Origin of the sequence: Allocoleopsis franciscana PCC 7113 (assembly GCF_000317515.1) — a bacterium.
In the GTDB taxonomy this organism is placed as follows: domain Bacteria; phylum Cyanobacteriota; class Cyanobacteriia; order Cyanobacteriales; family Coleofasciculaceae; genus Allocoleopsis; species Allocoleopsis franciscana.
The window spans coordinates 1,645,813-1,669,045 of record NC_019738.1 but is presented as its reverse complement, the minus strand read 5'-3'; the positions used below and the strand labels follow the sequence as shown (position 1 = coordinate 1,669,045).

The window sequence follows — 23,233 nt, the reverse complement described above, 5'->3', positions numbered from 1 at the left end:
TCAAAATCAAAATTATAAATTATTAATATTTTTTACAAAAGTTTATCGATGGGTAAGTGAATTGTAAAGATAGCCCCTTTCCCTTCACCTTTGCTGCTAGCGACGATCGATCCCCCATGAGCTTCCACAATACGCCGTGCGATCGCTAAACCCAAACCCGTTCCGCTGCCTTGACGCGACCGATCCACAGTGTAAAACTGTTCAAAAATATGGGGCAGATCGCTCTGGCTAATCCCTGGCCCTTGATCTCGGATTTGCACACCAATCTGACCACTCTCGATCTTGCCAACAATAAAAACTGTAGAGTTCGGGATTGAGTGTTTAATAGCGTTGTCCAAGATGTTGAGAAACGCTTGCAGGAGCCGTTCTGGATCGCCATAAAGCTGAACACTAGGAATCTCAACGTCGATGCCTACACTTTGGGAACGCATTCGCGACTCCACCGCTCTGACAGCGCGATCAATGAGGTCTTGCAGGCGGAGGGGCTGTTCTTCGAGGAGGGTAACACCCGCTTCGAGCCGACCTAAATCCAGGAGGTCTTGAATCAGCCGTGATAGGCGAGAGATCTCGTCCTGAGCCGTATGGAGAAAGCGATCGCGCAGTTCGGGTTCCTCAATCGCTCCGTTTGCCAGTGCCTCCACCGTAACCAAAACGTTACTCACAGGAGTACGCAGTTCGTGAGACACGTTAGCCAGGAAGGCTCGTCGCTCTTTTTCGAGTGATGCCAAACGTTGGCTCATTCGGTTCAACTCTGTGGCAAGTTGACCAATTTCATCATCTTGGTGGATGCTCAAATTTCCATCAAGATGACCTTGACCGATCTGGAGCGCAAAGCTAGACATGGCCTTGATTGGCCTTGCCATGTTACGGGCCAACCGTTCGCTAATCACTGCACAGAGCAAAACCGTGAACACTAGCGTTCCCAGAATGGTAAAAATCACGCTGCGAAACTGACGCTGGAACTGGTCTAAGGTGATTGACATGCGTAAAACACCGAGCATTTGGCCATTGCGAACGATCGGTTTGGCAACGAACAATCGGTCATCATTAGATAAAATACCTTTGGCTACGCCGTGGGTGAATTTATTTTGAAGCGCTTCTTTCACGCCCGCAACCGCATACCAGTCGCTGACTTGCCGATCTATCTCTGGGGCAGACGTGGAAAGCAAGTGACCATCAGCCCCAAAGAGCCGCAGTGTTACAGATTCTCGTGCACCATAGCGCTGAACCGTCAGTTTGGCTCGATCCAGATCTTTTTCCTCCAATGCATCAGCAATACTCTCGCCTAGCGCCGCACTCCAGGCATCTAAATCGGCCTGCCTGGACTTCATAAAATAGCCGTAGAAAGACCACAGGATATAGATGGCTAGGATGGATGTTCCTAGTGCTGTGAGCGCCACATAGGTGACTAACAATTTTCGGTAGATTGAATTCCATCGAATGCGAATGGGTGACCAATCCATTAGAGTTTGTTCCTCATCAGGGGAAAGGGGGAAATTATTTCTAAAATGTCTTCAGTACTTTTGTGAGGTGGCAAAACAACTCACCTTTCCTCCCGATTCTCCACTTATCCCTGGTTGCTTATTTAAGAGTTTTGACCAGCCGCACGACTCCGTAAGACCGCTTTAATCCGTGCTAGAAGTTCACGTGTGTTAAAAGGTTTGGTGATATAGTCATCTGCACCCGCTTCTAATCCCCAAACTTTGTCAATGGGCTGGTCTTTAGCCGTTAGCATTAATATCGGCACTTTCGAGAAGGCACGGATGCGCCAGCACAGTTCCATGCCATCGATTCCCGGTAGCATCAAATCTAAAATGATTACATCCGGTACTTGTTTGTGAAACAATTTGAGGGCACTTTGCCCATCTGCGGCTGTTGTTACCTGATAACCGTCTTTAATTAACGCGTAGCTGAGACTAGCCCGCAATGCCTCTTCATCATCGACGAGTAGGACGTGTGTCATTGTGGGTTGAATGTTTTCTACATTTAAAGTATACATACCGAGGAGTTCGGTTAGGAGCTAAGTCCACAGGTTTGACGCTGTAAATCTATCTTTTGGCGGAGCTTAAGGCAGCCTAATCAGAATCTTGAGCGTTTTCCTCCTAAAATACTTTTGTACATCATGATCCCAGGCGGCAATGTCTACCGAAACAAACATACCGACGTCCTCAACCTTAGGTGCGGATGCGATTGATGAAGCGATCGCAAACGGAATTGACTTTGATGGTTCTCCGATTCCAGCCGAAAAACTAGAACTTTATCACAAAGTCATGGGTTTGGAAGCTGGACGGCAGCGCAGCGGCGTATCGAATACAATGCGTTCTAGAATTGTGCGAATTGGGGCGAAACATATTCCTCAGGAGGAACTAAATCAAATGCTTAGCAATGCCCAATTTGCCCCTTTAAAAGACAAAGAAATCGCTTTTTATTACAGCGGTAAATAACCAAAATTAATGATGGATTTCCCCCTAGAGCCATTTCACTCCAGGGGGGTTTTATAATTTTTGTCTTAGTGTTTATCTGCGGTTCCAAATCCCCAAAATGAATATTTTCGCGATTCGCTTAAAACCTGATGAAGATCTAAGACAAAGCCTAATACATTTCGTCCAACAGAATAATATTCAAGCTGGTTTTATCCTTACCGGTGTTGGCAGCCTCAAACAGGCAACGCTACGTTTTGCCAGCCAGAATTACTCTCAAGTTTTCAAGCAACAATTCGAGATTGTCTCCTTAGTCGGTACTCTTTCCACCCACGGAATTCATATACATATTTCTCTATCGAATAGACAGGGTAAAACCCTCGGTGGACATTTGCTAGAGGGTTGCATAATCTATACAACGGCTGAAATCGTCATCGGCACCAGCGAAGATTTCGTCTTTCTTAGAACCATGGATGAAAGTACTGGCTATCAAGAGTTAGAGATTCAACCCAAAAACCCATCTCTCAATTGATACTTTGTGAGATGCATTGAGAGCAGGCTAATCATTAGAGTTCTTACAAAAGTCAAATGTCCCGCCTAGTATAAACTCCGGCTCAATCTCTCTAATCTGAGCGAAAGAAATCTTGATCCCTCCCCGCAATGGGGAGGGATGGGTTAGCACCCACGCCGGGGACAAGTGATCGATTCCGCTCAAGCAAAGATTTCCCTGTTTTAAGGTTTGACTGAATTGGGCAGTTGCGGCAATCGTTGAGGCTTTTCGGAACTTTGCGGTTGTGGTAATTTTTGAGGCTTTTCAGAATTTTGTGATTCCGATGAGCTGCGCGGTTCCGTTGAGTTTTCCCGTTTGGGAGGAGAGATTCGCTCCGTTGGGGTGGAACGTTCTGTTGAGTTTTCCCGTTTGGGAGGAGAGATTCGCTCCGTTGGGGTGGAACGTTCTGTTGAGTTTTCCCGTTTGGGAGGAGAAATTTGCTCCGTTGGGGTGGAACGTTCTGTTGAGTTTTCCCGTTTGGGAGGAGAAATTTGCTCCGTTGGGGTGGAGCGTTCTGTTGAGTTTTCCCGTTTGGGAGGAGAAATTTGCTCCGTTGGAGTGGAACGTTCTGTTGAGTTTTCTCCTTTTGGAGGAGTTAACGGCTGTGTTGGTTTTTTCTCCTCCGTTGGGTTGGGTTGTTGTGAGGAATTGGGTTGCTCAGTTGGGTTTTTCCCTTCCGTTGGATTGGGCTGTTCTGAAGAATTAGGGCGAACTGATGGGATTTTTCGCTCACTGGGGGTAGACCACTCCGGTGAGTTTCGCTGTTCAGGAGGAGTTAATTGCTCTGCTGGGCTAAGTCGCTGCGGTGAGTTTTGGCGATCGGTTGGGGTGAGTCGCTGCGGTAAGTTTTGGCGATCGGCTGAATTTTTCCCATCCGTTGAGTTGGGTGAACCTGTTACACTCCCAGGAACTGCGCTATCGTCATAAAATATAACCCGAACCGTGTAAGCCTTGTCTTGACCTGTGGCTGGAATGGAAAGCTTTCTAACGGCGGCGAGCGCTTCCTCGTCAAAAACTCCATCTCCAGAACTCCCAATGATCTCCAGGCTGTCGGCGATGATGTTGCCGTTTTTATCGACCATCCAATTAACCTGAAGGCTGCCACGGTCTACTCCGGCAGCACGAGCTTTTTCGGGATACTTGCCAACGGTTAGGGGCAGTTCTTGCAGTTCGCCACTCACTTGATGGCGCTTTTTCCAATCTTCTTGACGTTGGACGAAAGCGTTGAAATTCCTAGTCGCTGTTTCGCTTGTCAAACTTCCCTGACCTGAAGCCGGAGCAGTTGCCTGGGTTGTTTGGCCAAAAGCTGACATAGACGGAGTGGCTCCGACTTGATTTTGAAACGGTGTCCCTGTTACACCCGGATTAACGGCGATCGCTCCGGCTGGAGGCGGTGGAGGGAATGACCGAGAGGTTTGGTTGGAATTGAACCTCTCTAATAGGGGCAGATTGTCATTGGCAGGGAGCAGTCCTCTGGTCAAGCCACCCACATCCGGACGCAGATTCGGGCTACTCGTTATCTTAGAACCCGTAGCAATCTTAAACTGAGGATTGGCAGAAGATTTTCCCCCTTGACTATTAAACACCTCCGATGGCAGGGGAGGCTCTCCTGGGTTTCTTTTGATCTGAGTCCGTACAGGGCTGTTACGGGCTAGCTTACCGAGGTTAGTGGCTCGCCCCGGAACGTTCCCAGAGCCGCCCAGGGAGGGCAGAGGGTCAAATGAGGGTAAATCCCCAAGAGACGGAGTGTTAGAAGAGAAGGATGGCAGCGACGGGAAAGTGGAAGACCCAGAGGGTGACAACGGCGTTAGCTGCTGATTGAGCGAGGGTGATAGGGGATCTAAAGGTAGAGGAGACGGAGGGACACGGCTCAATTCTTCTGGTTTTAATTCCAGCAGTTGGACATTCCGGATCGGCTTGGGCTTTTCCTGGGAAGAAGTTGAAAAGTAAGGTAAAGAGAATCCTAGAGCGGCATGAATACCGACAGAAGCGATAACAGCAATAGCTGTTGGCTGACTCAACTTATGGGGTAAAGTTTTGAGGAAGTCCGGGAAGCTTTTGGAAGAAGATGCGTAAGACATAGCAGTTACAGTTCACTCCGCTGGGTCATTGCAGACAGTTTGTTAGTTCAATCCGTTTACAGCAGTATCCGCCAAGAATAACGAGTTTGACTTTTAATGATAGTCGAGTACGGCTTCTTTTAAGAGCGCGATTAAGTCCCGTGTTTTTGAGTTGTATTGCTACAAAACAAAGACTACACCTTTAGTGACGCGATTGAGAAACTTTTACGATCAGTAGAGAAAAGTAGGGCAATTTCAAGGTGGGGCGATCGCGTAAATCTGCATAAATCACTTGCTCTGGTAGGGTGGCTCGTTCTACCACACAAGCATGATCCAATAGCTGATGCCGCCGTAGGACTTCCCACACCTCCGGGTAGACTGAACTGACTTTCATAAGTACCACGACATCTGCCCAGTCTAAAATTGTTTCCAGTTCCCCCACATTATAAAGAGCCGGGAGTACAACCAGGCGCTCTTGCCTCACGGTTAAGGGTATGCCTAAAACTGACGCTGCCGCCATGGGCGAACACACTCCGGGTACCGTCTGCACCCTACTTTCAGGATGTAGCTGTTGCAGCGTCTGGGCTAAATAAGTAAAGGTGCTATAAAAACTGACATCTCCTTCACACACAAACGCCACATCTTGACCGAACTGGAGATAATGCCAAACCTGCTTCGCTGCAATTTGCCACGCTTGAGTCAGAGTCTCCATATCCTGCACATAAGGAAAGGCCAAGGCGAGTTGCACTTGATCCCTTCCCAGCCATGGAGCGACAATTTGTTGAGCCACTCCTGGCTTACCTTGAATACCCTCAGGAAAAGCCAATACAGGTGATTGCTTTAACAGACGCAGTCCTTTGAGGGTGATCAGTTCCGGATCGCCCGGTCCGACGCTTATACCGTAGAGTGTGCCAACGGGTACGGGATTCACTGGTTAAGTTTGATGAATACGGATCGATCATGACCTGTTTTGAACTGTCTATCCACAATCTAAAATCCAAAAGACCATTACCGACTGTTATTTTACCGGGCTTTTTTGCAGATGTTCTTGAATACCGTGATTGAGCATCATCTCTCCAGCCAATAGGACTTCCTCGCTTCAAGCTACAATCCTTGTGCTGGCGGTTGTAGAACTTCCTGTTGAGACGGTTTGACAATTTCTGCGATCGCTTCCCGCTGTCCCTTTGAGGCCATCCCCATTCCCGAAACGGAAGCCGAAATAGGCACTTCCTCGACTTCGGGCAATTTTTCGAGTGCCAGACGAGAGGAGGCACTAGCACCGGATAAGCGCTTCAACAGTTTTGGTCTGGGGTCGTGCAGTAGGTAAATGATTTGATCACCAGGTTGCCAATTATCGGTTGCTGGAACAATTTGAAAACTCGATTCCCCCCGTTCCACCAATAAGGGCAAAAGTTCGCCAGACCGAATTAAGGCTTGTAAATGTGCCCGCTGAAACGCAAATCCGGGTTCTTTTAATGCCGTTTTGCCCAACTTGACTTGCCCCTCACTTAGGTACTGATTCCAGACCTTGATCGGAAGTTGGGGGATAAACGCCTGACTGACCTTGCCTTGGGTCGTTGGAGCATTACCCTGAGGGTCGCGAGGAAATACGGCTAATACACGCGGGGGTTGAAACTCCTCAGCCGCTCGTTGTGCTAGGACTGAGTTGACCTCACCATTACTTGTCATCGCGAGGAACGTGCCCATTGAGTCAAGTCCTGCTTCTTCCAAGGCTTTGATATCCAAACCGCTGCTTTGAATCACCGGCAGATTTTCTTGTTCTGCTTTTGCACAGGCTTCGGGGTCAGTATCGATGAGTACCACAGACTCTCCTCGCTCTTGAAACAAACGAGCAATTAGACGGCTTAACGGATTACAGCCAATAATCACAGCCCCTGTTGCACCAAAGTGCTGATTCAGTTGCAGCCACTGGGCGACCCAGCGTGCCGTCAGCCCTTGCAAAAAAACCGTCAACATGATCGTGAGAAAGACCAGGGCTTTAATCGAAGCACCACCATTAATCCCTCGTTGTGTCAAGAGAATGGCAAACAAGGACGCAACAGACGCACTGACAATTCCTCTCGGAGCAATCCAGGACAAAAACAATTTCTGTCGCCAGTTCAGACCACTGTTCCAGGTACACAAGAGGATGCTGATGGGACGCACCCCTAACATGAGTACCAGGACGGTGAACAAGCTACCCCAACCCAGAGCAAAAATACTGGCGATGGATAAGTCAGCCGACAGCAGAATGAAGAGTACCGAGACGCCGAGAACGGTTAATTGTCCTTTAAACCGCCGCAATAACCGCTCTTCAGGGAGGGCAGACGCGCCCACGACCATTCCGGAAACCACCGTAGCCATTAACCCGGATTCCGATCGAATCATTTGCGCCAAGCCAAACAAGCCCCACATGCCAGCCAGCACAACTAGATTTTTCAGTTCTTCTGAGATAAAGCTGGCACGTTTAAGAACCAATCCCAGCAACCAACCTCCCGCCGCGCCGATGCTAGCACCGATACCGAGGCGCAAGCTCAAGCCAATAATGGCTTCTGACGGACTCGCATCCCCATTTAAAATCGTGTCTAACACGACAACGGCAAGAATGGCTCCCACGGGGTCAATTAAAACGCCTTCTCCCTCTAGAATCGTCGCGACTTGCCGATCCACTTGTACATGTTTGAGCAGAGGGCTAATCACCGTAGGACCTGTGACGACGACTAAAGACGCATAAAGAAAAGCAATTGACCAGGGAAATTCACCCAGCCAGTGAGCCGCCATGCCACCCCCCAGCAACGTGATCAGAGTGCCGAGGGTGACTAAGTTCCTGAGACTTCCGGACACTTTACCTAAGTCCCGCAGTTCCAGGTTCAATCCTCCCTCAAAAAGAATGACCGCCACGGAGAGCGCGACAATCACTTCCAGACCGACTCCCAGGCTCTGGGGGTGCAATACACCCAAGCCATCTGGCCCCAAGAGCATACCAAACATCAGCAGAAAGACGATGCTCGGAACCTTGAGATATTCCGCGATGACCTGAGCGCTGATCCCGGCAAGAACAGCCACGATCATCTGTAGTGTGAGTTCAAATGATCCTTCCATATGCGTTAAGTATCGCAGGTGATCAATTCAGATTTAAATGCCTCATTGGCTGTATTCAATGGCAAAAGCGGGTTTAGAAGCCATAACATTTGGGGTCTAGAATCTGACGATTGGAAATGAACAAGATACTTCATATCAGGGTATTACTTTCAACAAATCCAGGTATGGATAAGGCCTAGGTCAGAGAAGGAGTGGTAAGCTTATCACCCTAGATCGCTCTCATTGGGCTGGAACTCAAGAAGGCGAGACAGTGAACAAGTTTTGGTTGAATAGACGAGTTGGATTTATTACAGAGTTATTTTCCGGTTAGGGATTTATTGACGACATGGAGAGATTTTTTTCTAGTGTGTGATGAATTCTGCCAATTTAGTTCTCATGTTTTTATTATTCCGGATTTATTCCTGTTAGGCAGGTAGGAAGATGGGCGGGGCGTGTTCTTACTCTCCATCTAGAAAACTGGGCTGTTGTTGCACTAGGCTCAATAAAGCAGCGATGTGCCGATGTAGAACACAGGTGACTCTGAAATCTGCCATAAAAAAGAGCGAACACTCTGTAAATTCAGGGTTTTGGTAAAGTGTTTCTCCTCCTAGGCCAATGAATTGTGTTTGTAGGGTGTGTGATTCTCACTTTAATTTCACCGATTGCCTCCGTAAAAATTTATGAAGAGAGATAACTCAATGGCATCGCCTGTCTACAATTTTTCAAATTTGGGTTTTTATTTTGAAAGAAAAGTTAAATTGGGATTCATGCCGGGTATTTTAGCACCTAGGTTTAGTGGCGAAAGTCTTCTCCAAGAGACTTTGGCTCCTAAATCTTGCTGGTGTCCACCGTTGAAGGCGAGGCGTTAATTTTTGCACGGCCTTGAGGGCTGTGTTTTACATAATCGCTCTCAATTTAAACGATTAATACCTCATCGGATAGAGCTTTGAGGACAATGATCTCCTCTTTCACCCCTTCATAGAGTAGTGCATTTGACGGTTCGGTTTCAAAACCCTTCTCCTGGTCTAGGGAGGGAGACCGTGCCCCACTCTTGTTCCTGTGTTCAATTCGCTATAAAATCAGATTATTAGTAAAAATTAGCCTATGTTTCTCACACACAAGAACGCAATTCGAGGTAGAGTTCATGATCGAGGAAAAACTGACTTGAGTTGATCTCGATCAAAATAAGACGCTCTTCATCGTTCCAGGATTAGACAACCGGGCAACCTGCGTTAACACCAGAGGAACATCCTTGAAATAGCACCTTCCTAAATGCGGATTGCAAGGGTGCGGCAACGATACTCAAAAAAGTAACCACAATCTGGATTTCCCAGGAGTGGCTAGGGGGCTTGTGTTAGCGGAGCGGGGTGTGATAGCGCACAAAACCCTTAACGAGTTAATGTCGGAAGAATTTCCTTCAACCATTCGGTAAGGCTTGTACTACAAAACTGGAAAGTTACCTTGGAAAAGCATACTGCTGCTTTGAGCAACGACAAAGAGCGATCAATGGGTAGGATGCCACGAGGACTGCAATTAGCAACGAGCAGCAATCTGAATTGTTGGTAGAGATGGATCATCAAACTTTTACTTGGGGTCGTTCAGGTAATAGAAGTCGTAAAACTGAACGCTGGGTTGAAGGACTGTGGATTGTAGGATTACTTTTAGCCGCGCTGCTCTTATTTGGGATTAATTTGGGCAGTCCGCCCCTCTTGGAGGGGGGTGAAGGCTCAGTTGCCCTGGCAGCTCGTGAAATCACAAAAGCACCATTAGAGATTTGGCAGTGGCTTCATCCCAAGCTGGGAAGTAAGCCTTATCTGCAAGAGCCGTCTCTCCTTGAGTTGCTCATTGCGGGAGCTTATAAAATTGGTGGTTTTAATGAATGGATGACACGTTTACCGGGTGCAATCCTCAGCGCCCTGTCCGTACCGCTTTTGTATAGTATTGGACGAGAAGTCTTTCCCTCCCGTCAGAGCGCGATTTTTTCGAGCTTAATTTATCTGACGTTTTTACCCGTAGTCTGTTGGGGGCGTCTGGCGAGTGTGGATGGGGCAACGCTGTGCTTTGTCATGCTCGTGATGTGGAGTGTGCTGCGATCGCGCCGTGACTTCCGTTGGTCAGTCGGTATCGGGATGGGATTAGGGTTGATTGGCCTAACTCAAGGTATCCCCCTGACCCTTTTACTCTTGGGTATTGCCTTCGGGTTTCTGGCGTGGGATACTCCCAGGCTCTTAACCTCAGGGTATTGGTGGATCGGTTTGCTCTTGGGGAGTACCCCTGGCTTGGCTTGGGGTGGGATATGGCTGAGTTCTAACCCTGAGATGTTCCTTTCCAAATCTCTCGTCAGCTCTGCTGTGGGGAGTTTTGGGGCACCGACGACGGCTTCCCAGAACCTGGTTGGGTATCACCTGATCCAAGTCTTAAAATTCTCAGTCCCCTGGTTACTTTTCTGGCCTTACGGGTTGCGACTCGCTTGGGATAATCGGATTTGGGGCTGGGCTAAATTAGTACTCGTTTGGTCTAGCCTTTATCTTTTGGCGATTTTGGTATTGGTCAACCAGTTGTCCTGGTATGTCTTGCCTGTTTACCCAGCTTTAGCACTGGCGGGTGGAGCTTATCTGGCGGAACTCTGGAATGGGCCGAAACGCCAATCCTATCCCCGTCTCTGGAGCATAGGCTTGATTGTTATGGGTTTAGGTGCGATCGCCGGTAGCATTGTCTTCGCTATTTTACCCACAACTGACCGCTCCTTGTCGGTCATTTTGGCTTCTTTGGCTTTGACAATGAGCGTCTCGGCGGTGCTAGTGGCTCGACGTGATCTGCAATTTATTCTAATTCTGTTTTGGGGGATGTATATCTCACTGCTGCTTTTTATGACCTCTCCTTACTGGAGTTGGGAATTAGAAGCGGCTTATCCGGTTAAAGAGGTTGCTGCCATCCTCAAACGGGGTACCCTCGCACAACAAAAGATTTACGCCTCTTTGCCTGGGCAACGTCCTGCTCTGAAGTTTTATAGCGAACGCGAAGTTATTCCAGCCTCTGATTCAGAAATCAAACAGCACTGGAAACAAGAAAAACCACTCTACTTATTACTGGACAATAAAACCCGCGATCGATTGCATTTAGAGCCAGCTGTAGTGGTGGGTAAAACCAACGACTCTAGCTGGGTGTTGATCACCCAAAAATCTAACTGAAGGAACAATCGGTTTGCTATCTCGTGTTTCTTTCCAGGTGTAATGAATAAACAGCAGCTATTGTTATGAATATTATCCAGCCAGGGACGGGGAATTAAGCCATAAAAAGAAGGGGTAGAACTGAACTCCATACCCCATTAGCTTCCAGAATAAAACCTCTGGAAGTGGTATTCGGACAACTGTGTGTCGCCCACAGACAACCCTGCCTGTTTCTGCGAATTTTCGCCATGGGCTTTCGATGGGTATGGAAGTATTGAGGGTCTTCTCAATCTTGTTTAGTTAAGAGTTAACGCGGAGAGTCTTTCCTTAAAAATTCTCCGCATCAAATACCGCCCCCTGCCTTCAACCGAATCGTAGGGAACTGCCTCCTCCTGGATATAGGTTTTATTCAAAACATTGGGCAAAGTACCGATGTTGATTGTGCCACAGGTGCTTTGCCCCTAAGCCGTCAGAGAAATGCGTGGCGAAAATCTTGAGTAATAACAATTGCCCTTACTCAAAAACCAAATGTTCCTCGCTCTGGTTGAACCTAGGGGGTTTTGTTTAACAGACCGTAACTCTGACTTTATCCTTCACTTTTGACCCAATTCTCAAGACGCCTCAGCCGTTTCTTCGAGAGCGTCAAGTTGCTTCAGGTGAATATGCTTGCGGCCTAGAGTGATTTCAAATTCATCTCCGGGCTGTAAACCCATCTGTTTAGTATAGGCAGAGCCAATCAGTAAATTACCGTTAGACTGAACACTAATGCGATAACTAGCGCTACGTCCCCCACGTCCATTGCCATTGGCTTTGCTGTCTAACTCAATTCCCTCCGCATCGATGAGTGCGTTGAGAAATTTCATCATATTGACTCGCTCTACCCCGTTTTTTGTAACGGTGAAGTAGCCACAGGCTCTCGCTTTTTCTTCTTTGCTGAGATTCCCCAGCTCTTTAACTTTCAGAATCAGCGCCTCACCCTCTAAGGGGTCCATTTTTTTCTTTTTAGCCATCAACTTGAATGTAAAACTATGGAGATTAACGGGTATGCAGTGATTTTGCTTGACTGACTAGAAACTAAGATAACAAAATCTTAGTGTTGTATCAGCTTCTTAAACTATATTACACAAAATAGGTCAAGTTCGTTCGCTATATTTGTTTACTCAGGGTTTGTAACTGACGCGAAACCTCCGCAAGAGTTTGTGAATAACTGATACATCTCGATACTGTTAGTTCCATCGGCGATGTCTCACAGAAGGAAAAATAATCTCGGTTCACGGCTACCTCGATTTGAGCCAAAATCAAGCCTACAGATCCAGACATAATGTGTCAGGTTGGTAGTACAGCCTTCGCTGGAGACCCCGACAACTAATTGCTCAATTCACATGAGCGACCTCAAGAAGAAGACAAAAGCAATCTTAGCCTTGAGTCCTCTGGCATTCCTCCAGCCTAGGATTGTTTTCAACCAAGTACTGTACTGCCTGAATTTTCAATTTTTATGAAGCTCACAACTCGCGGACACTATAGTGTCAAAGCGCTGTTAGATTTAAGCTTACAGCAAGGGTTTGGACCAACATCTGTTAAAGCGATCGCACAGCGACAAGACATTCCAGCTCCTTATTTAGAGAAGCTGTTGATTGAGATGCGTCGTGCCGGTTTAGTTAACTCGGTTCGCGGTGCTCAAGGAGGTTATCAATTAGCCCGCCAACCCGCACAAATTTCTCTCGGTCAAATCTTAGAAGCTGTGGGTGAAACAATCGAACCCCTGCGTGGACATACACCAGACGCGGCTCAAGCCGAAGACTGGGTAACCTTCACACTTTGGCATCGATTACATCAAAAGCTGAAAGAAGCATTGTACAGCATAACGTTAGCTGACCTTTACTATGATGCTCGTAGCTGGCAAGCGGCAAGGGGAGAAGAAACGAGCTTTGTTGTTTAATTTTTCGGCAAAAATCTCAAAAAAGGTAGAAAGCCTGTCATGAGGACGTTGATTCCGAATTTAGAGAAGAATTACCGGATCGCTTCTACGGCTTTTCAACAAACTTTGGGGAAGCGGATGAAATACATGAGTGCTACCTCGAAGAAACACGAGACGAACCCATTCATCATCGAGGGAATTTGTTCACCCTTTTATCTTTCTTCCAAGAAGAGCTTTATGCCGAATGCCGAAGTTACAGTTTTGGATTGTTTAATCTTACCAGAATAGAAGCCGTTGAGTCTTACCGATAGAGAGAGATTTCGCCATAAACGAGGACGATTCCAAGCGATAGGTGACCTCCTTTAATAGGACTCCCTAGATGTAGGGCTGTATCGACTGACTGCTCAAGGAACAGCGATTGCTCAAGAATCAAGGTTTGTGTTACGAACTAAAGATATGAGCAAGCCGCCAGGAATACAGATAAGGGTACACGAAGGATATACAAGCTCCTGAAACTTTAGACTCATTTTTAACGCCTGAAGTGGAAGAGGTGGACGCACTGCTGCTTAAAAATCCTAGTTCAGTAAAAAACGGAAAACTATATTAATAAAGTAGTCAGGTGCAAAACACTTTAATAAATGGATGCGAAAAGCTTTGCGGCTGTGCCCAGCATCATCGCGGCAAACTCACTTCCCACAGCTACTGTTTTACTGATGGCGGCTAGTTTGGATTACATCATAGGTGACCCTTGGGGCTGGCCTCATCCCGTGCGAGTCATGGGGTGGGTCATTTCTCAATACACTCAGTTTGTAATCCAAAAATGGAATCGGAAACAAGAGCAAGAGCCGGTCACCTCAAAAGAAGGGAAAGATACAACTCCTAGTACAGAGCAAGAGGCTTCGACTAACATCCCTGAAGAAAATTCTGCTGTTATTCAGTGGCAACGCCGTTTCGCTGGCATCCTATTAGCCGTTGGACTCATCCTAGGCAGCGGACTGGCTGGCTGGCTAATCGTTCGAGGTGCAAATTGGATTCATCCCTGGGTGGGTGTTGTGGTAGAAAGCATTTTACTTGCCACTTGTTTGGCAGGTCGAAGTTTACGAAATGCTGCCGCTGATGTATTACAACCCTTAGCCGCTGGGCAATTAATTCAGGCGCGTTCTCAATTAAGTCAGTATGTCGGTCGAGATACCGAAAAACTAGACGAACCAGAAATCCTGCGAGCGATTTTAGAGACGGTGACGGAAAATGCGACCGATGGGGTAACAGCGCCCTTGTTCTATGGCATTATCGGAGCCTTTTTGCCTGGAGTCGGGAGTGTTCCCCTGGCTCTTGCTTACAAAGCCGCCAGTACCCTAGATTCCATGGTCGGCTATCGTGTCGAGCCTTACACCGATTTGGGTTGGTTTAGCGCCAAACTCGAAGACTACCTCACCTGGTTACCCTGTCGATTAACCGTAACTACCCTGGCGCTGCTGTCCGGAAAACCCCAACAAGTCTGGCGTCTGTGCCTCCGTGATGCCATTAAAGACCCCAGCCCTAATTCCGGCTGGAGTGAGTGCGCTTATGCAGCCATTTTGGGCGTTCAAGTGGGAGGCACGAACTGGTATCAGGGTGTGGCAAAATCTAAACCCCTGTTGGGTGACCCGGTTTACCCGATTACAGGAGAAAAAATTGACCAAGCCTTAGGACTGACACGGTATTGTGTCTTAATGTGGTTGGGTGGTGCGATCGCCGCTTTATTCCTGATTGGGCAATCCGTTTCGGGTCTAAATCTTCAATAATTAATTATCCCTTTGATGATTGATTAGTAAAAGTCGGGTAGCCAAGCGATGGAAACACTTGCTTACGTACATTTGGCGGCATCTTCTGAAAGCCTCGAAAGCACACAAATCAGGTGCTTTGAGCAGTTCAACTGGAAAAAACTGCCGAGTTCCGCCTGGATACATTTGGGCGCAATAGCCATCTCCTTAGCGGTGTTGGGGATTGCCAGTAGTAGCGCTTTAGCCCTTCAAACAGGCAATCAGGGTTCACAAGTCACGGCTCTTCAGCAAAAATTGACAGCCGCTGGCTTCTACAAAGGACAGATTACTGGATTCTACGGATCGACCACCCAGGAAGCCGTTAGACGATTTCAGCAAGATCAGGGATTACCTGTGGATGGGATTGCAGGACCCAACACCATATCTGTTTTATATGGCACATCTGGCGGTAGGAGTAGCCTGCCCATCGATATCTTGTTGCGACGCGGCAGCCGGGGAACCTCTGTCACCCAGTTGCAAACTACCTTAAAAGCCCAAGGATTCTACCAAGGACCGGTGACGGGATACTATGGTGGGTTAACCGAGGAAGCGGTGAGGAAATTTCAGCAAGCCAAGGGATTATCAATCGATGGGATGGCTGGCTCCAATACCTTGTCAGCTTTAGGGGGTAATTCTGACATCGGTGCCATCCTGACAGGCACACAGCTACAGTTTGGTAACAGTGGTTCGGCTGTCACTCAACTGCAAAATCGGTTAAGCGCTTTAGGTTTCTACCAAGGGCCAATCACTGGATTTTATAGTGAGTTAACGGAGTCCGCCGTCAGAGATTTTCAGCGTTCTCGGAGACTGAGGGTGAATGGCATTGCTGACCCAACGACCTTGGCGGCATTACAGGGTAATCTTGGCAGTAACTCGACAACTATACTTCGGCGAGGTAGCCAGGGTCAGGCTGTGAGCCAACTGCAAAATCGATTGAGAGCTGTGGGTGTTTATAACGGGCCTGTGACTGGCTACTATGGGGAGTTGACGGAGGCAGCCGTGAGAAAATTTCAGAGATCTAGAGGATTAAGTGTCAATGGCATTGCTGGGCCAACCACTTTAGGGGCATTACAGAACGTTTCTCCCCATCGTAATCGTACAGCGATTGCTTAAAGGGCAGTAGGAAGCGATCGCAACTCGCCCATTCATACAGCCGAATACCTCCCAAGCGTATAAATATAGTGAGGGCTGGGAAAAATTTCTTTCTCTTAGAGATGACAGATAGAATTTTTCTGATGCAGCTTGCCTTTCGGTAGCGATTAATCAACCCATCAGGATGTCTACTCAAATTGTTAATATTCTTTCCGCTGAAGAACTACGCCGCACGGTCAACCGTTTGGCCTCGCAAATCATTGAGCAATCGGGAGATTTGTCTCAATTGGTACTGGTGGGTATTTACACCCGGGGTGTCGTTCTCGCTCAGCTACTGGTGCGTCAGATTGAAGTTTTAGAGCAGGTGTCGGTGCCTTTAGGCGCGCTAGATATTACCTTTTATCGAGATGATTTGGATCAGATTGAACTACGAACACCTGCAAAAAGCGATATTGCTTGCGATTTGTCTGGCAAAACAGTCATTCTTGTGGATGATGTCATTTATAAAGGACGGACGATTCGCGCCGCTCTAAATGCGGTAACGGAATACGGTAGACCCCAAGTGATTCGGTTATTGGTTTTGGTCGATAGAGGTCATCGTGAGTTACCCATTCATCCTGACTTCATCGGTAAGCATTTATCAACGGCTTCTGAAGAGCAGGTGAAGGTGTATTTCCAAGATATCGATGGGCGGGATGGTGTGGAGTTAATGAGAGCGTCTAAGTCTGATGGGTGAGTTTTGAGTGATTAAGCGGGATGAGGTGCAATCTCGATGGGACAATCGAGATTGTTCAATTTTTGAATTATGAGAGAAACCCAGACGCGGAAGGCAGACCACCTCAGGATTTGCCTGGAGGAAGACGTACAATTTCATAAAAATACGAATGGATTGGAACGTTACCGCTTCACCCACTGTTGTTTACCCGAACTGAACCGTAGTGAGATTGATCTAACAACTACCTTCTTGGGCAAATCGCTGGGAGTTCCCTTGCTGATTTCTTCGATGACCGGTGGTACCCAACAAGCGAAGACGATCAATTTTCGTCTGGCTGAGATAGCCCAACAGTATAAGCTGGCGATGGGGGTGGGTTCCCAACGGGTTGCGGTCGAGAATCCCCAGGTTGCCGATACCTTTGCCGTGCGATCGCAAGCTCCTGATATCCTCTTATTAGCGAATCTCGGTGCTGTTCAACTGAATTACAGTTACGGACTTGATGAGTGTCTGCGCGTGGTTGAACTTTTAGAAGCCGATGCCTTAATTTTGCATCTCAATCCTTTACAAGAGTGCATTCAGCCTAACGGGGACATTAATTTTAGAGGATTAATTGACAAAATTCACAATTTGTGTAATAAGCTCCCAGTCCCCGTGATTGTCAAAGAAGTAGGAAATGGCATTTCAGCCGCCATGGCGCAAAAGCTAATCGAGGCGGGAGTCAGTGCCATTGATGTGGCTGGGGCGGGTGGCACATCTTGGGCGAAGGTAGAAAGTGAGCGAGCCTTAAACGAACAACAGCGCCGCTTGGGACTAACCTTTGCCGACTGGGGACTGCCAACGGCGGAGTGCATTGTCGATATTCGAGCGATTGCCCCGAAGCTGCCGTTAATTGCGTCTGGGGGATTGCGGAATGGCTTAGATGTGGCAAAGGCGATCGCATTAGGTGCCGATCTTGGCGGTTTGGCATGGCCCTTCTTACAAGCTGCCGCTGAGTCAACCGAAGCCGTCGATGCCTTGGTGCAGCTATTAATCGCCGAACTCACCACCGTCCTTTTTTGCACCAGTAACGCTACTTTAGCTCAGCTCCAGCACTCTAACGTCTTGCAAAAGCTAGCATAAAGGTATAGAGCGTTGGGAATTACGAATTACGAATTGCAAGTCGAGTTCTTGATTCAAAACTGAGGGCGTAAGGGTACTGCCCTGAGGTAGCTCTCCCAACTGTTCATCCCCTACGTTCCACTGACCACTGCCTACTCCTCACCGTAAATGAATCAATTTCTCAAGCAAACTTTTGCAAGCACAATTGGTAGCCTTGCAGGTCTGATTTTGTTTTTTAGCTTAGGAACAGGCGGACTGCTGTTTTTACTGATTGCGGCGGCGGTTAAAGATACGGGTCCGGAAGTTAAAGATAAATCCGTACTGGTTTTCGATTTATCCTTAAATATTACCGATAGTGTACCGACTTCCAGCACTAGCGATGTGATTGGGGAAGCACTTTCGGGCGAAAAGGCCAAATCAGTGACCCTACGCACAGTTTTAGAGACTCTCGACAAGGCACGTCAAGACAAGCGAATTATCGCCATCTACCTAGACGGAAGTCGCAACGCGGGTGGCATGAGTACTGGATTGGCAACGCTCAAAGAAGTTCGCCAAGCGCTGGAGCGTTTTAAAGCGGCTGGGAAAAAAATTATTGCCTACGATGTGGACTTAGAGAAGCGGGAATATTACCTGAGTTCAGTGGCAGATACCCTTGTTCTCAACCCGATGGGAACTGTGGAACTCAATGGCTTTAGCTCTCAGCCCATATTTTATACAGGGGCGATGGAAAAATATGGCGTTGGGGTGCAGGTGATCCGGGTGGGGAAATTTAAATCAGCGGTGGAACCGTTTATTCTCAAAAAGCTCAGTCCGGAGAATCGACAACAAACTCAAACCTTATTAAGTACACTTTGGGGTGAATTTCTCGCAACGGTTGGGGAAAACCGTAAAATTCCTCCTCAACAGCTACAAGCGATCGCCAATACTCAAGGGGAGTTTACAGCATCAGAGGCGCGTCAACGTCGCTTGGTGGATCGAGTTGCCTACCTCGATGAAATAGTCGCTGATTTGAAAAAGCTCACCGATAGTGACGAAGAGGATAAATCATTCCGACAAATTTCCTTCTCCACTTATACCAAAGCTCAAAGCCCTGACTTCCAGCCACGCAATTCTAAAAATAAGATTGCTATTGTCTATGCTGAGGGTGAAATTGTTGATGGTCAAGGCGGTGTGCAGCAAGTCGGGGGTGACACCTTTGCCAAACGACTGCGTGAAGTGCGACAGGATGAAGACGTAAAGGCGGTGGTGTTACGAATTAATAGTCCTGGAGGTAGCGTCACCGGTTCAGAGAGGATTCAACGGGAGGTTCTTTTAACCCGTAAAGAAAAGCCGGTGATTGTCTCCATGGGGGACTATGCGGCTTCGGGTGGCTACTGGATTGCGACGGGAGCGGATCATATTTTTGCCGAACCCAATACGATTACGGGTTCGATTGGGGTTTTTGGGTTGCAGTTTAATATCCAAAAGCTCGGTACCGATAATGGTTTGAGCTGGGATGTGGTTAAAACGAGTCAGTTTGCCGACAGCCGCACCATCTTCCGTCCCAAGACTCCCCAAGAGTTAGCGATCGCGCAAAAAATCGTCAATCAGATTTATGATCAATTTCTTGATAAGGTAGCACAGGCTCGAAAACTGCCGAAGCAAAAAGTGGCACAAATTGCTCAGGGACGGGTTTGGTCGGGTCAAGAAGCCAAGCAGTTGGGTTTGGTGGATAAGTTTGGGGGTATTGAGGATGCCATCCAATATGCAGCCCAACAAGCCAAGCTGGGCGAGGATTGGGAAGTGGAAGAGTATTCACAATCTCGGAGCTTGGAAGAACGGATTTTGAAGAAACTGATTGGCAAGGTAAGCGTCCAAAGCCCGAAAATTTCTGATCCATTAACGGCAGAATTTATGAAATTACAAGGAGATTTGGTCATTTTCCAAGCTCTGAACGACCCTAAAAGCATTTATGCGCGTCTGCCTTTTAACTGGCGGATTGATTAGTCAACCAAAATTCAGTGAAAATACGGTTACATTTGACGAGAAGATGAGTAAAGTAGATGAAGACATTTCACCAACTAAGACTTTACACATCTATCCATGGGTATAAAAAATAAGCGCTTCCTGATTCTGATTGCAGCCTGTAGTGTAGCAGGCGTCATTCTTGGAGGAACGGCGAGCTGGGCCTCTACTAATCAGTGCTTGCAAGCTGAGCATCTGACGAGCGAGTGCCTAACCCAAGACCCAGTAACCAAAACCATTCAAGGCATGAGTGTTGGCTTATTAGCAGGCGCTGGCGCGGCGGTTGGTGCCGCTTTCCAAGTGAAGCGTCCGTGATAGATGTGGGGATTGGATTGAAGGTTGAACGCGAGAGCGTTCCCCGTAGGGGTAGGTTTGAACGCATCAACCTCCTTTCCCTGCCAACATTCAACTTTCCAATCAGGACTTACCCAACGACACCATCTATAGCGGTCAGGTGCGCTACGTTAATACACCGTACAGCTCGAGGCTTGGCGTAAGTCCTAAACTCTTCTTCCAGTCTCCAGTCCTCAGAAACGATAGTTGCGAACCCACTGTTTGGAGCCTTGCCTCACCCGTGCCCAAAGGCTAACGGGGACACTGTCACCTTGGGCACTAACCTTAATTTCCATCACAATGGGCGGTTTGAGTGATCGCTGACTTGGCTCCACTGGCTGTAAAATTTGAGGTGACTCGTTCGGGTTGTCTGAACGAGCTGCACGTAAATCGGCGTTAATTTGCTCCCGTTGGTCTTCAGGGATGTAGTAAGTTTCCAGTCCGTACTCGACAAAGCCATGTTTAGCCAATCCTTTGAGAGCCACTTGATTCGCAGGAAGTTGGGAAGGGCTAACGTGGCTGATGGCTATCGGCTTCCAAGCTTTTGGTAGTTGAGTTGAAGCCGGGGTTGCGGGTGGTTTTGGGGCTTGCAAAATTACATAGACGTAAGTACCGGGCTGGATAAAGGCGAGATCCTTCCCATTAGCCAGGTTTTTGGGCAATTTCCGCCAACCCGGAAGCTTACGTAAATTATCCTGAATCGAAATGTCATATCTCAATGTCTGGGAGTAGCCCCGCAAGAGTTCATAAGGGTCTACGGGTATGGTTTGGAGGATAACGGTTTTGCCAGTGAGTTGAGTGTAAACAGCTTGAGCTGGCACGGCAAGAATTAGCGCCGTTTGAAATAAAAGAGGTGCCCAAAATCGCCAGATAGAGATGGGACGAGGAGATTCAGGTGTGGGAGGGGGAGATTCTGAGGTAGCAGTCATGAGTTGAACGTTGAGAGTTGGCCGGTTAAAAGTTTCACGTTCTAACTTCTCATGGTTCGGACGTAGCGCTCAAACCATAATCCGGCGGCAATCACGCCCAAACCACACAAGAGCAAGACGAAGGATTTAAACAGTAAATCGGTGTTATATTCCAGCATTCGACTGAAAATCTGTAGAGTGAGTAGCACCATCCCCCCCCAAAATAAGCGCCGTTCTCCCTGTGCTAATCCTTTACGAATTAAACCCACCGCCAGCAGAAATAAGAGTAGGTTGAAGATTAGCACCGCCACGGCTGGACTTCTACTGACGCTTAAATGCCAATAGGGAACGAAGGCACTGAGGACAATCATGCCAGCGACAAGGCTTGTTGTCAGATTGACTCGACGCAACAGTAACAGTCGCCCCCATTCCCAGAGAGTAAAGCTGCTTAAAAGCAGGATATCGACTTGCAAAGGAAACGGTAGATTTGAGCTGACATCAGCAGACAGTCCTGATGGCGTGTTCCATATACCCAGGAATGAGAGGACATAAAACAGAAGACTGAGAAAGGTGACGGCAAGAGTCCGGGCTATGCCATCGAATGACTCGGCTGTCGGTGGAATTTTCCATTGGGAATCACTATAAGCCCATAAAAGTGCAGGGGGTAGGGCACAAGCGATCGCCGCCATCCAACCGGATGAACCTATCACATCCAGGCGAATTAAGCTAGTCTCTAGGGAAAAAACCATCGCGATCGCACCAATACGAAACAGCCAGCGCGATCGGCACCAGTAAGCTAGAGGGATAAACAGCAAACCTGCTAACACGGGCATATATTGCACCATCAGTCGCAGCCAAGAAAACTCGTCTAGAGTGCCAAATTCTGAGGGACCCCACAGATACGTCAAATACCCTAGCCCAATTAAGAGGGCGGACAACATGCCCAACAATGTCAACCGTAGGCAATAAGCCATGGCTAAGACGCCCAAGCCCCAAACCAGATACAACTGATACAGCAACCCACTCTGGTGAAACATTTGGGACATTAGCGCCATATTTGCCCCTAGCACCATAGCCCCTAAGAGTAATAAGCCCTGTCCCAAGCGGCGTTGCCATCCTTCCGTGGGGCGTCGCCATAGGTAGAAGCCGACAGTGTTGATGCCCACAAACCCACTCAACAGTAAGGTAACTTTTAGTCCTCGTGACCAGGCTTGCCAATTCGCAGCGACAAAGGTGATGATGGCTAAGCCTAATAGGACACTACCGAGTCCCAGCAAAATGATGATGAAACGGTTACGGGCAGATGCTTCAATCTCACTAAATCGGTAGCGTTGGGATAGTTGTTGGTACAAAAAATCATCAATTAATTCTTCAGTGCGCCATTGCTCTACTTCTTGGCGTAACTGGCGACGAAATTTCTCGGAAAGCATAACAACCTCGGCTGGAGAGTCTGTGTAGGCAGACTAATCCATTATGATGAGATGTTGGCATGGCTTCTGTTTTTGGTTTGATGATAAGCGATCGCCTAACTGTTCATCTACAGCAGATTTCAGGTAAATGAAGTACAGTTCCCCCTTTAATAAGGGGGGGTTAGGGGGGTCAAAATGTACCTCATCAAATTGAAATCCGCTGTATTTAGTTAGATAGCGCAGCGCTAACGCACTGGTGAAAGTCTGGGTGCGCTAGCGTTTGCTCTGAAGCAATTATTTAATCAGAATCTGCCGACTCAAAACGCTCATTACCTCACCGGGGTTGGATGTCGGTTGTAGGGGACTCCACGCGGTAACTTCGGCAAATCTTCGGCTGTACAAGGTGCGAATTGTATTGTTGACCCCTTTGGGAGAACCAATAATTAGCACTTTGACCAGTTCTCCACGTTGAGAGGATTTGCTGGAAGCATTGGTGAGGGCTTCAGGAGTGGGGACTTTGTCTGTATCTCGGATAAATTCTTCAGTCATTGGGGTTTACCTCATTTTTGACTGCAATGTTGATATATTTGCTAACATCGCTAAGTTTATCTTGAAGTGGGATAATAAATCAACATTAGTAGGACAATTAATCAACATTTACTCTGTCATGCTC

At 47.7% G+C, this 23,233-nt stretch carries 21 protein-coding genes; 11 read left to right on the top strand and 10 right to left on the bottom strand.

Annotated features, from left to right (window positions below; all coding sequences use genetic code 11):
• Nucleotides 1-32: 32 nt before the first annotated feature.
• Nucleotides 33-1,463, bottom strand: coding sequence for an ATP-binding protein (locus MIC7113_RS07040; protein WP_015181485.1), 1,431 nt, complete (start codon nucleotides 1,461-1,463; stop codon nucleotides 33-35).
• 122 nt (nucleotides 1,464-1,585) lie between these two features.
• A complete protein-coding gene (locus MIC7113_RS07035) occupies nucleotides 1,586-1,963 on the bottom strand; it encodes a response regulator transcription factor (RefSeq protein WP_081594710.1) in 378 nt (125 codons plus the stop codon).
• Between the two features lie 175 nt (nucleotides 1,964-2,138).
• On the opposite strand from MIC7113_RS07035, the gene MIC7113_RS07030 reads away from it, so the two are divergent.
• Together MIC7113_RS07030 and MIC7113_RS07025 are read left to right on the top strand one after the other, a co-directional pair.
• Complete coding sequence (locus MIC7113_RS07030) at nucleotides 2,139-2,444, top strand: small RNA NsiR4-regulated ssr1528 family protein (protein WP_015181483.1); 306 nt, start codon at nucleotides 2,139-2,141, stop codon at nucleotides 2,442-2,444.
• Between the two features lie 97 nt (nucleotides 2,445-2,541).
• Nucleotides 2,542-2,952 (top strand): PPC domain-containing DNA-binding protein, encoded by a 411-nt coding sequence (locus MIC7113_RS07025; RefSeq protein WP_015181482.1) that lies wholly within the window; start codon nucleotides 2,542-2,544, stop codon nucleotides 2,950-2,952.
• 200 nt (nucleotides 2,953-3,152) lie between these two features.
• Here the strand turns inward: MIC7113_RS07025 and MIC7113_RS07020 are convergent, their stop codons facing one another.
• The 3 genes from MIC7113_RS07020 to MIC7113_RS07010 all read right to left on the bottom strand — a co-directional run bounded on the left by MIC7113_RS07020 (nucleotide 3,153) and on the right by MIC7113_RS07010 (nucleotide 8,132).
• The gene (locus MIC7113_RS07020; RefSeq protein ID WP_015181481.1) at nucleotides 3,153-5,051 is read right to left on the bottom strand and encodes an energy transducer TonB; all 1,899 of its coding nucleotides are present in this window, start codon (nucleotides 5,049-5,051) and stop codon (nucleotides 3,153-3,155) included.
• A 181-nt stretch (nucleotides 5,052-5,232) separates the two neighbouring features.
• Nucleotides 5,233-5,961, bottom strand: a complete 729-nt coding sequence (locus MIC7113_RS07015; RefSeq protein ID WP_015181480.1) for a precorrin-2 C(20)-methyltransferase — start codon at nucleotides 5,959-5,961, stop codon at nucleotides 5,233-5,235.
• A gap of 173 nt (nucleotides 5,962-6,134) precedes the next feature.
• Nucleotides 6,135-8,132 (bottom strand): cation:proton antiporter, encoded by a 1,998-nt coding sequence (locus MIC7113_RS07010; protein WP_015181479.1) that lies wholly within the window; start codon nucleotides 8,130-8,132, stop codon nucleotides 6,135-6,137.
• Between the two features lie 1,547 nt (nucleotides 8,133-9,679).
• Between MIC7113_RS07010 and MIC7113_RS07005 the strand changes: the two genes are divergently transcribed.
• Nucleotides 9,680-11,302 (top strand): ArnT family glycosyltransferase, encoded by a 1,623-nt coding sequence (locus MIC7113_RS07005; protein ID WP_015181478.1) that lies wholly within the window; start codon nucleotides 9,680-9,682, stop codon nucleotides 11,300-11,302.
• 590 nt (nucleotides 11,303-11,892) lie between these two features.
• On the opposite strand, the gene MIC7113_RS07000 is transcribed toward MIC7113_RS07005, so the two are convergent.
• Together MIC7113_RS07000 and MIC7113_RS36040 are read right to left on the bottom strand one after the other, a co-directional pair.
• On the bottom strand, nucleotides 11,893-12,291 hold the full coding sequence (locus tag MIC7113_RS07000) for an AbrB family transcriptional regulator (RefSeq protein ID WP_015181477.1): 399 nt from the start codon (nucleotides 12,289-12,291) through the stop codon (nucleotides 11,893-11,895).
• Between the two features lie 136 nt (nucleotides 12,292-12,427).
• The gene (locus tag MIC7113_RS36040) at nucleotides 12,428-12,601 is read right to left on the bottom strand and encodes a hypothetical protein (protein WP_155897951.1); all 174 of its coding nucleotides are present in this window, start codon (nucleotides 12,599-12,601) and stop codon (nucleotides 12,428-12,430) included.
• A 175-nt stretch (nucleotides 12,602-12,776) separates the two neighbouring features.
• Between MIC7113_RS36040 and MIC7113_RS06995 the strand changes: the two genes are divergently transcribed.
• The 8 genes from MIC7113_RS06995 to MIC7113_RS06965 all read left to right on the top strand — a co-directional run bounded on the left by MIC7113_RS06995 (nucleotide 12,777) and on the right by MIC7113_RS06965 (nucleotide 20,225).
• Nucleotides 12,777-13,220, top strand: a complete 444-nt coding sequence (locus MIC7113_RS06995; RefSeq protein WP_015181476.1) for an Rrf2 family transcriptional regulator — start codon at nucleotides 12,777-12,779, stop codon at nucleotides 13,218-13,220.
• Between the two features lie 39 nt (nucleotides 13,221-13,259).
• On the top strand, nucleotides 13,260-13,487 hold the full coding sequence (locus tag MIC7113_RS36035) for a hypothetical protein (protein WP_015181475.1): 228 nt from the start codon (nucleotides 13,260-13,262) through the stop codon (nucleotides 13,485-13,487).
• Between the two features lie 350 nt (nucleotides 13,488-13,837).
• Entirely contained in the window at nucleotides 13,838-14,983 is a 1,146-nt protein-coding gene (gene cbiB, locus MIC7113_RS06990) for an adenosylcobinamide-phosphate synthase CbiB (RefSeq protein WP_015181474.1), read from the top strand.
• A gap of 48 nt (nucleotides 14,984-15,031) precedes the next feature.
• The gene (locus MIC7113_RS06985; RefSeq protein WP_015181473.1) at nucleotides 15,032-16,114 is read left to right on the top strand and encodes a peptidoglycan-binding domain-containing protein; all 1,083 of its coding nucleotides are present in this window, start codon (nucleotides 15,032-15,034) and stop codon (nucleotides 16,112-16,114) included.
• Nucleotides 16,115-16,277: 163 nt separating this feature from the next.
• A complete protein-coding gene (gene pyrR, locus MIC7113_RS06980) occupies nucleotides 16,278-16,829 on the top strand; it encodes a bifunctional pyr operon transcriptional regulator/uracil phosphoribosyltransferase PyrR (protein ID WP_015181472.1) in 552 nt (183 codons plus the stop codon).
• Between the two features lie 69 nt (nucleotides 16,830-16,898).
• Nucleotides 16,899-17,927: a type 2 isopentenyl-diphosphate Delta-isomerase gene (gene fni, locus MIC7113_RS06975; protein WP_015181471.1), complete on the top strand. Its 1,029-nt coding sequence runs from the start codon at nucleotides 16,899-16,901 to the stop codon at nucleotides 17,925-17,927.
• A 147-nt stretch (nucleotides 17,928-18,074) separates the two neighbouring features.
• Nucleotides 18,075-19,892: a signal peptide peptidase SppA gene (gene sppA / locus MIC7113_RS06970; protein WP_015181470.1), complete on the top strand. Its 1,818-nt coding sequence runs from the start codon at nucleotides 18,075-18,077 to the stop codon at nucleotides 19,890-19,892.
• Nucleotides 19,893-19,988: 96 nt separating this feature from the next.
• Nucleotides 19,989-20,225, top strand: a complete 237-nt coding sequence (locus MIC7113_RS06965; protein WP_015181469.1) for a hypothetical protein — start codon at nucleotides 19,989-19,991, stop codon at nucleotides 20,223-20,225.
• A gap of 212 nt (nucleotides 20,226-20,437) precedes the next feature.
• Here the strand turns inward: MIC7113_RS06965 and MIC7113_RS06960 are convergent, their stop codons facing one another.
• The 3 genes from MIC7113_RS06960 to MIC7113_RS06950 all read right to left on the bottom strand — a co-directional run bounded on the left by MIC7113_RS06960 (nucleotide 20,438) and on the right by MIC7113_RS06950 (nucleotide 23,109).
• A complete protein-coding gene (locus MIC7113_RS06960; RefSeq protein ID WP_015181468.1) occupies nucleotides 20,438-21,172 on the bottom strand; it encodes a GDYXXLXY domain-containing protein in 735 nt (244 codons plus the stop codon).
• A gap of 41 nt (nucleotides 21,173-21,213) precedes the next feature.
• Nucleotides 21,214-22,581 carry a DUF2157 domain-containing protein gene (locus MIC7113_RS06955; RefSeq protein WP_015181467.1) on the bottom strand — a complete coding sequence of 456 codons (1,368 nt, stop codon included), beginning with the start codon at nucleotides 22,579-22,581 and terminating at the stop codon, nucleotides 21,214-21,216.
• 273 nt (nucleotides 22,582-22,854) lie between these two features.
• Nucleotides 22,855-23,109 (bottom strand): hypothetical protein, encoded by a 255-nt coding sequence (locus MIC7113_RS06950; RefSeq protein ID WP_015181466.1) that lies wholly within the window; start codon nucleotides 23,107-23,109, stop codon nucleotides 22,855-22,857.
• Nucleotides 23,110-23,233: the final 124 nt, after the last annotated feature.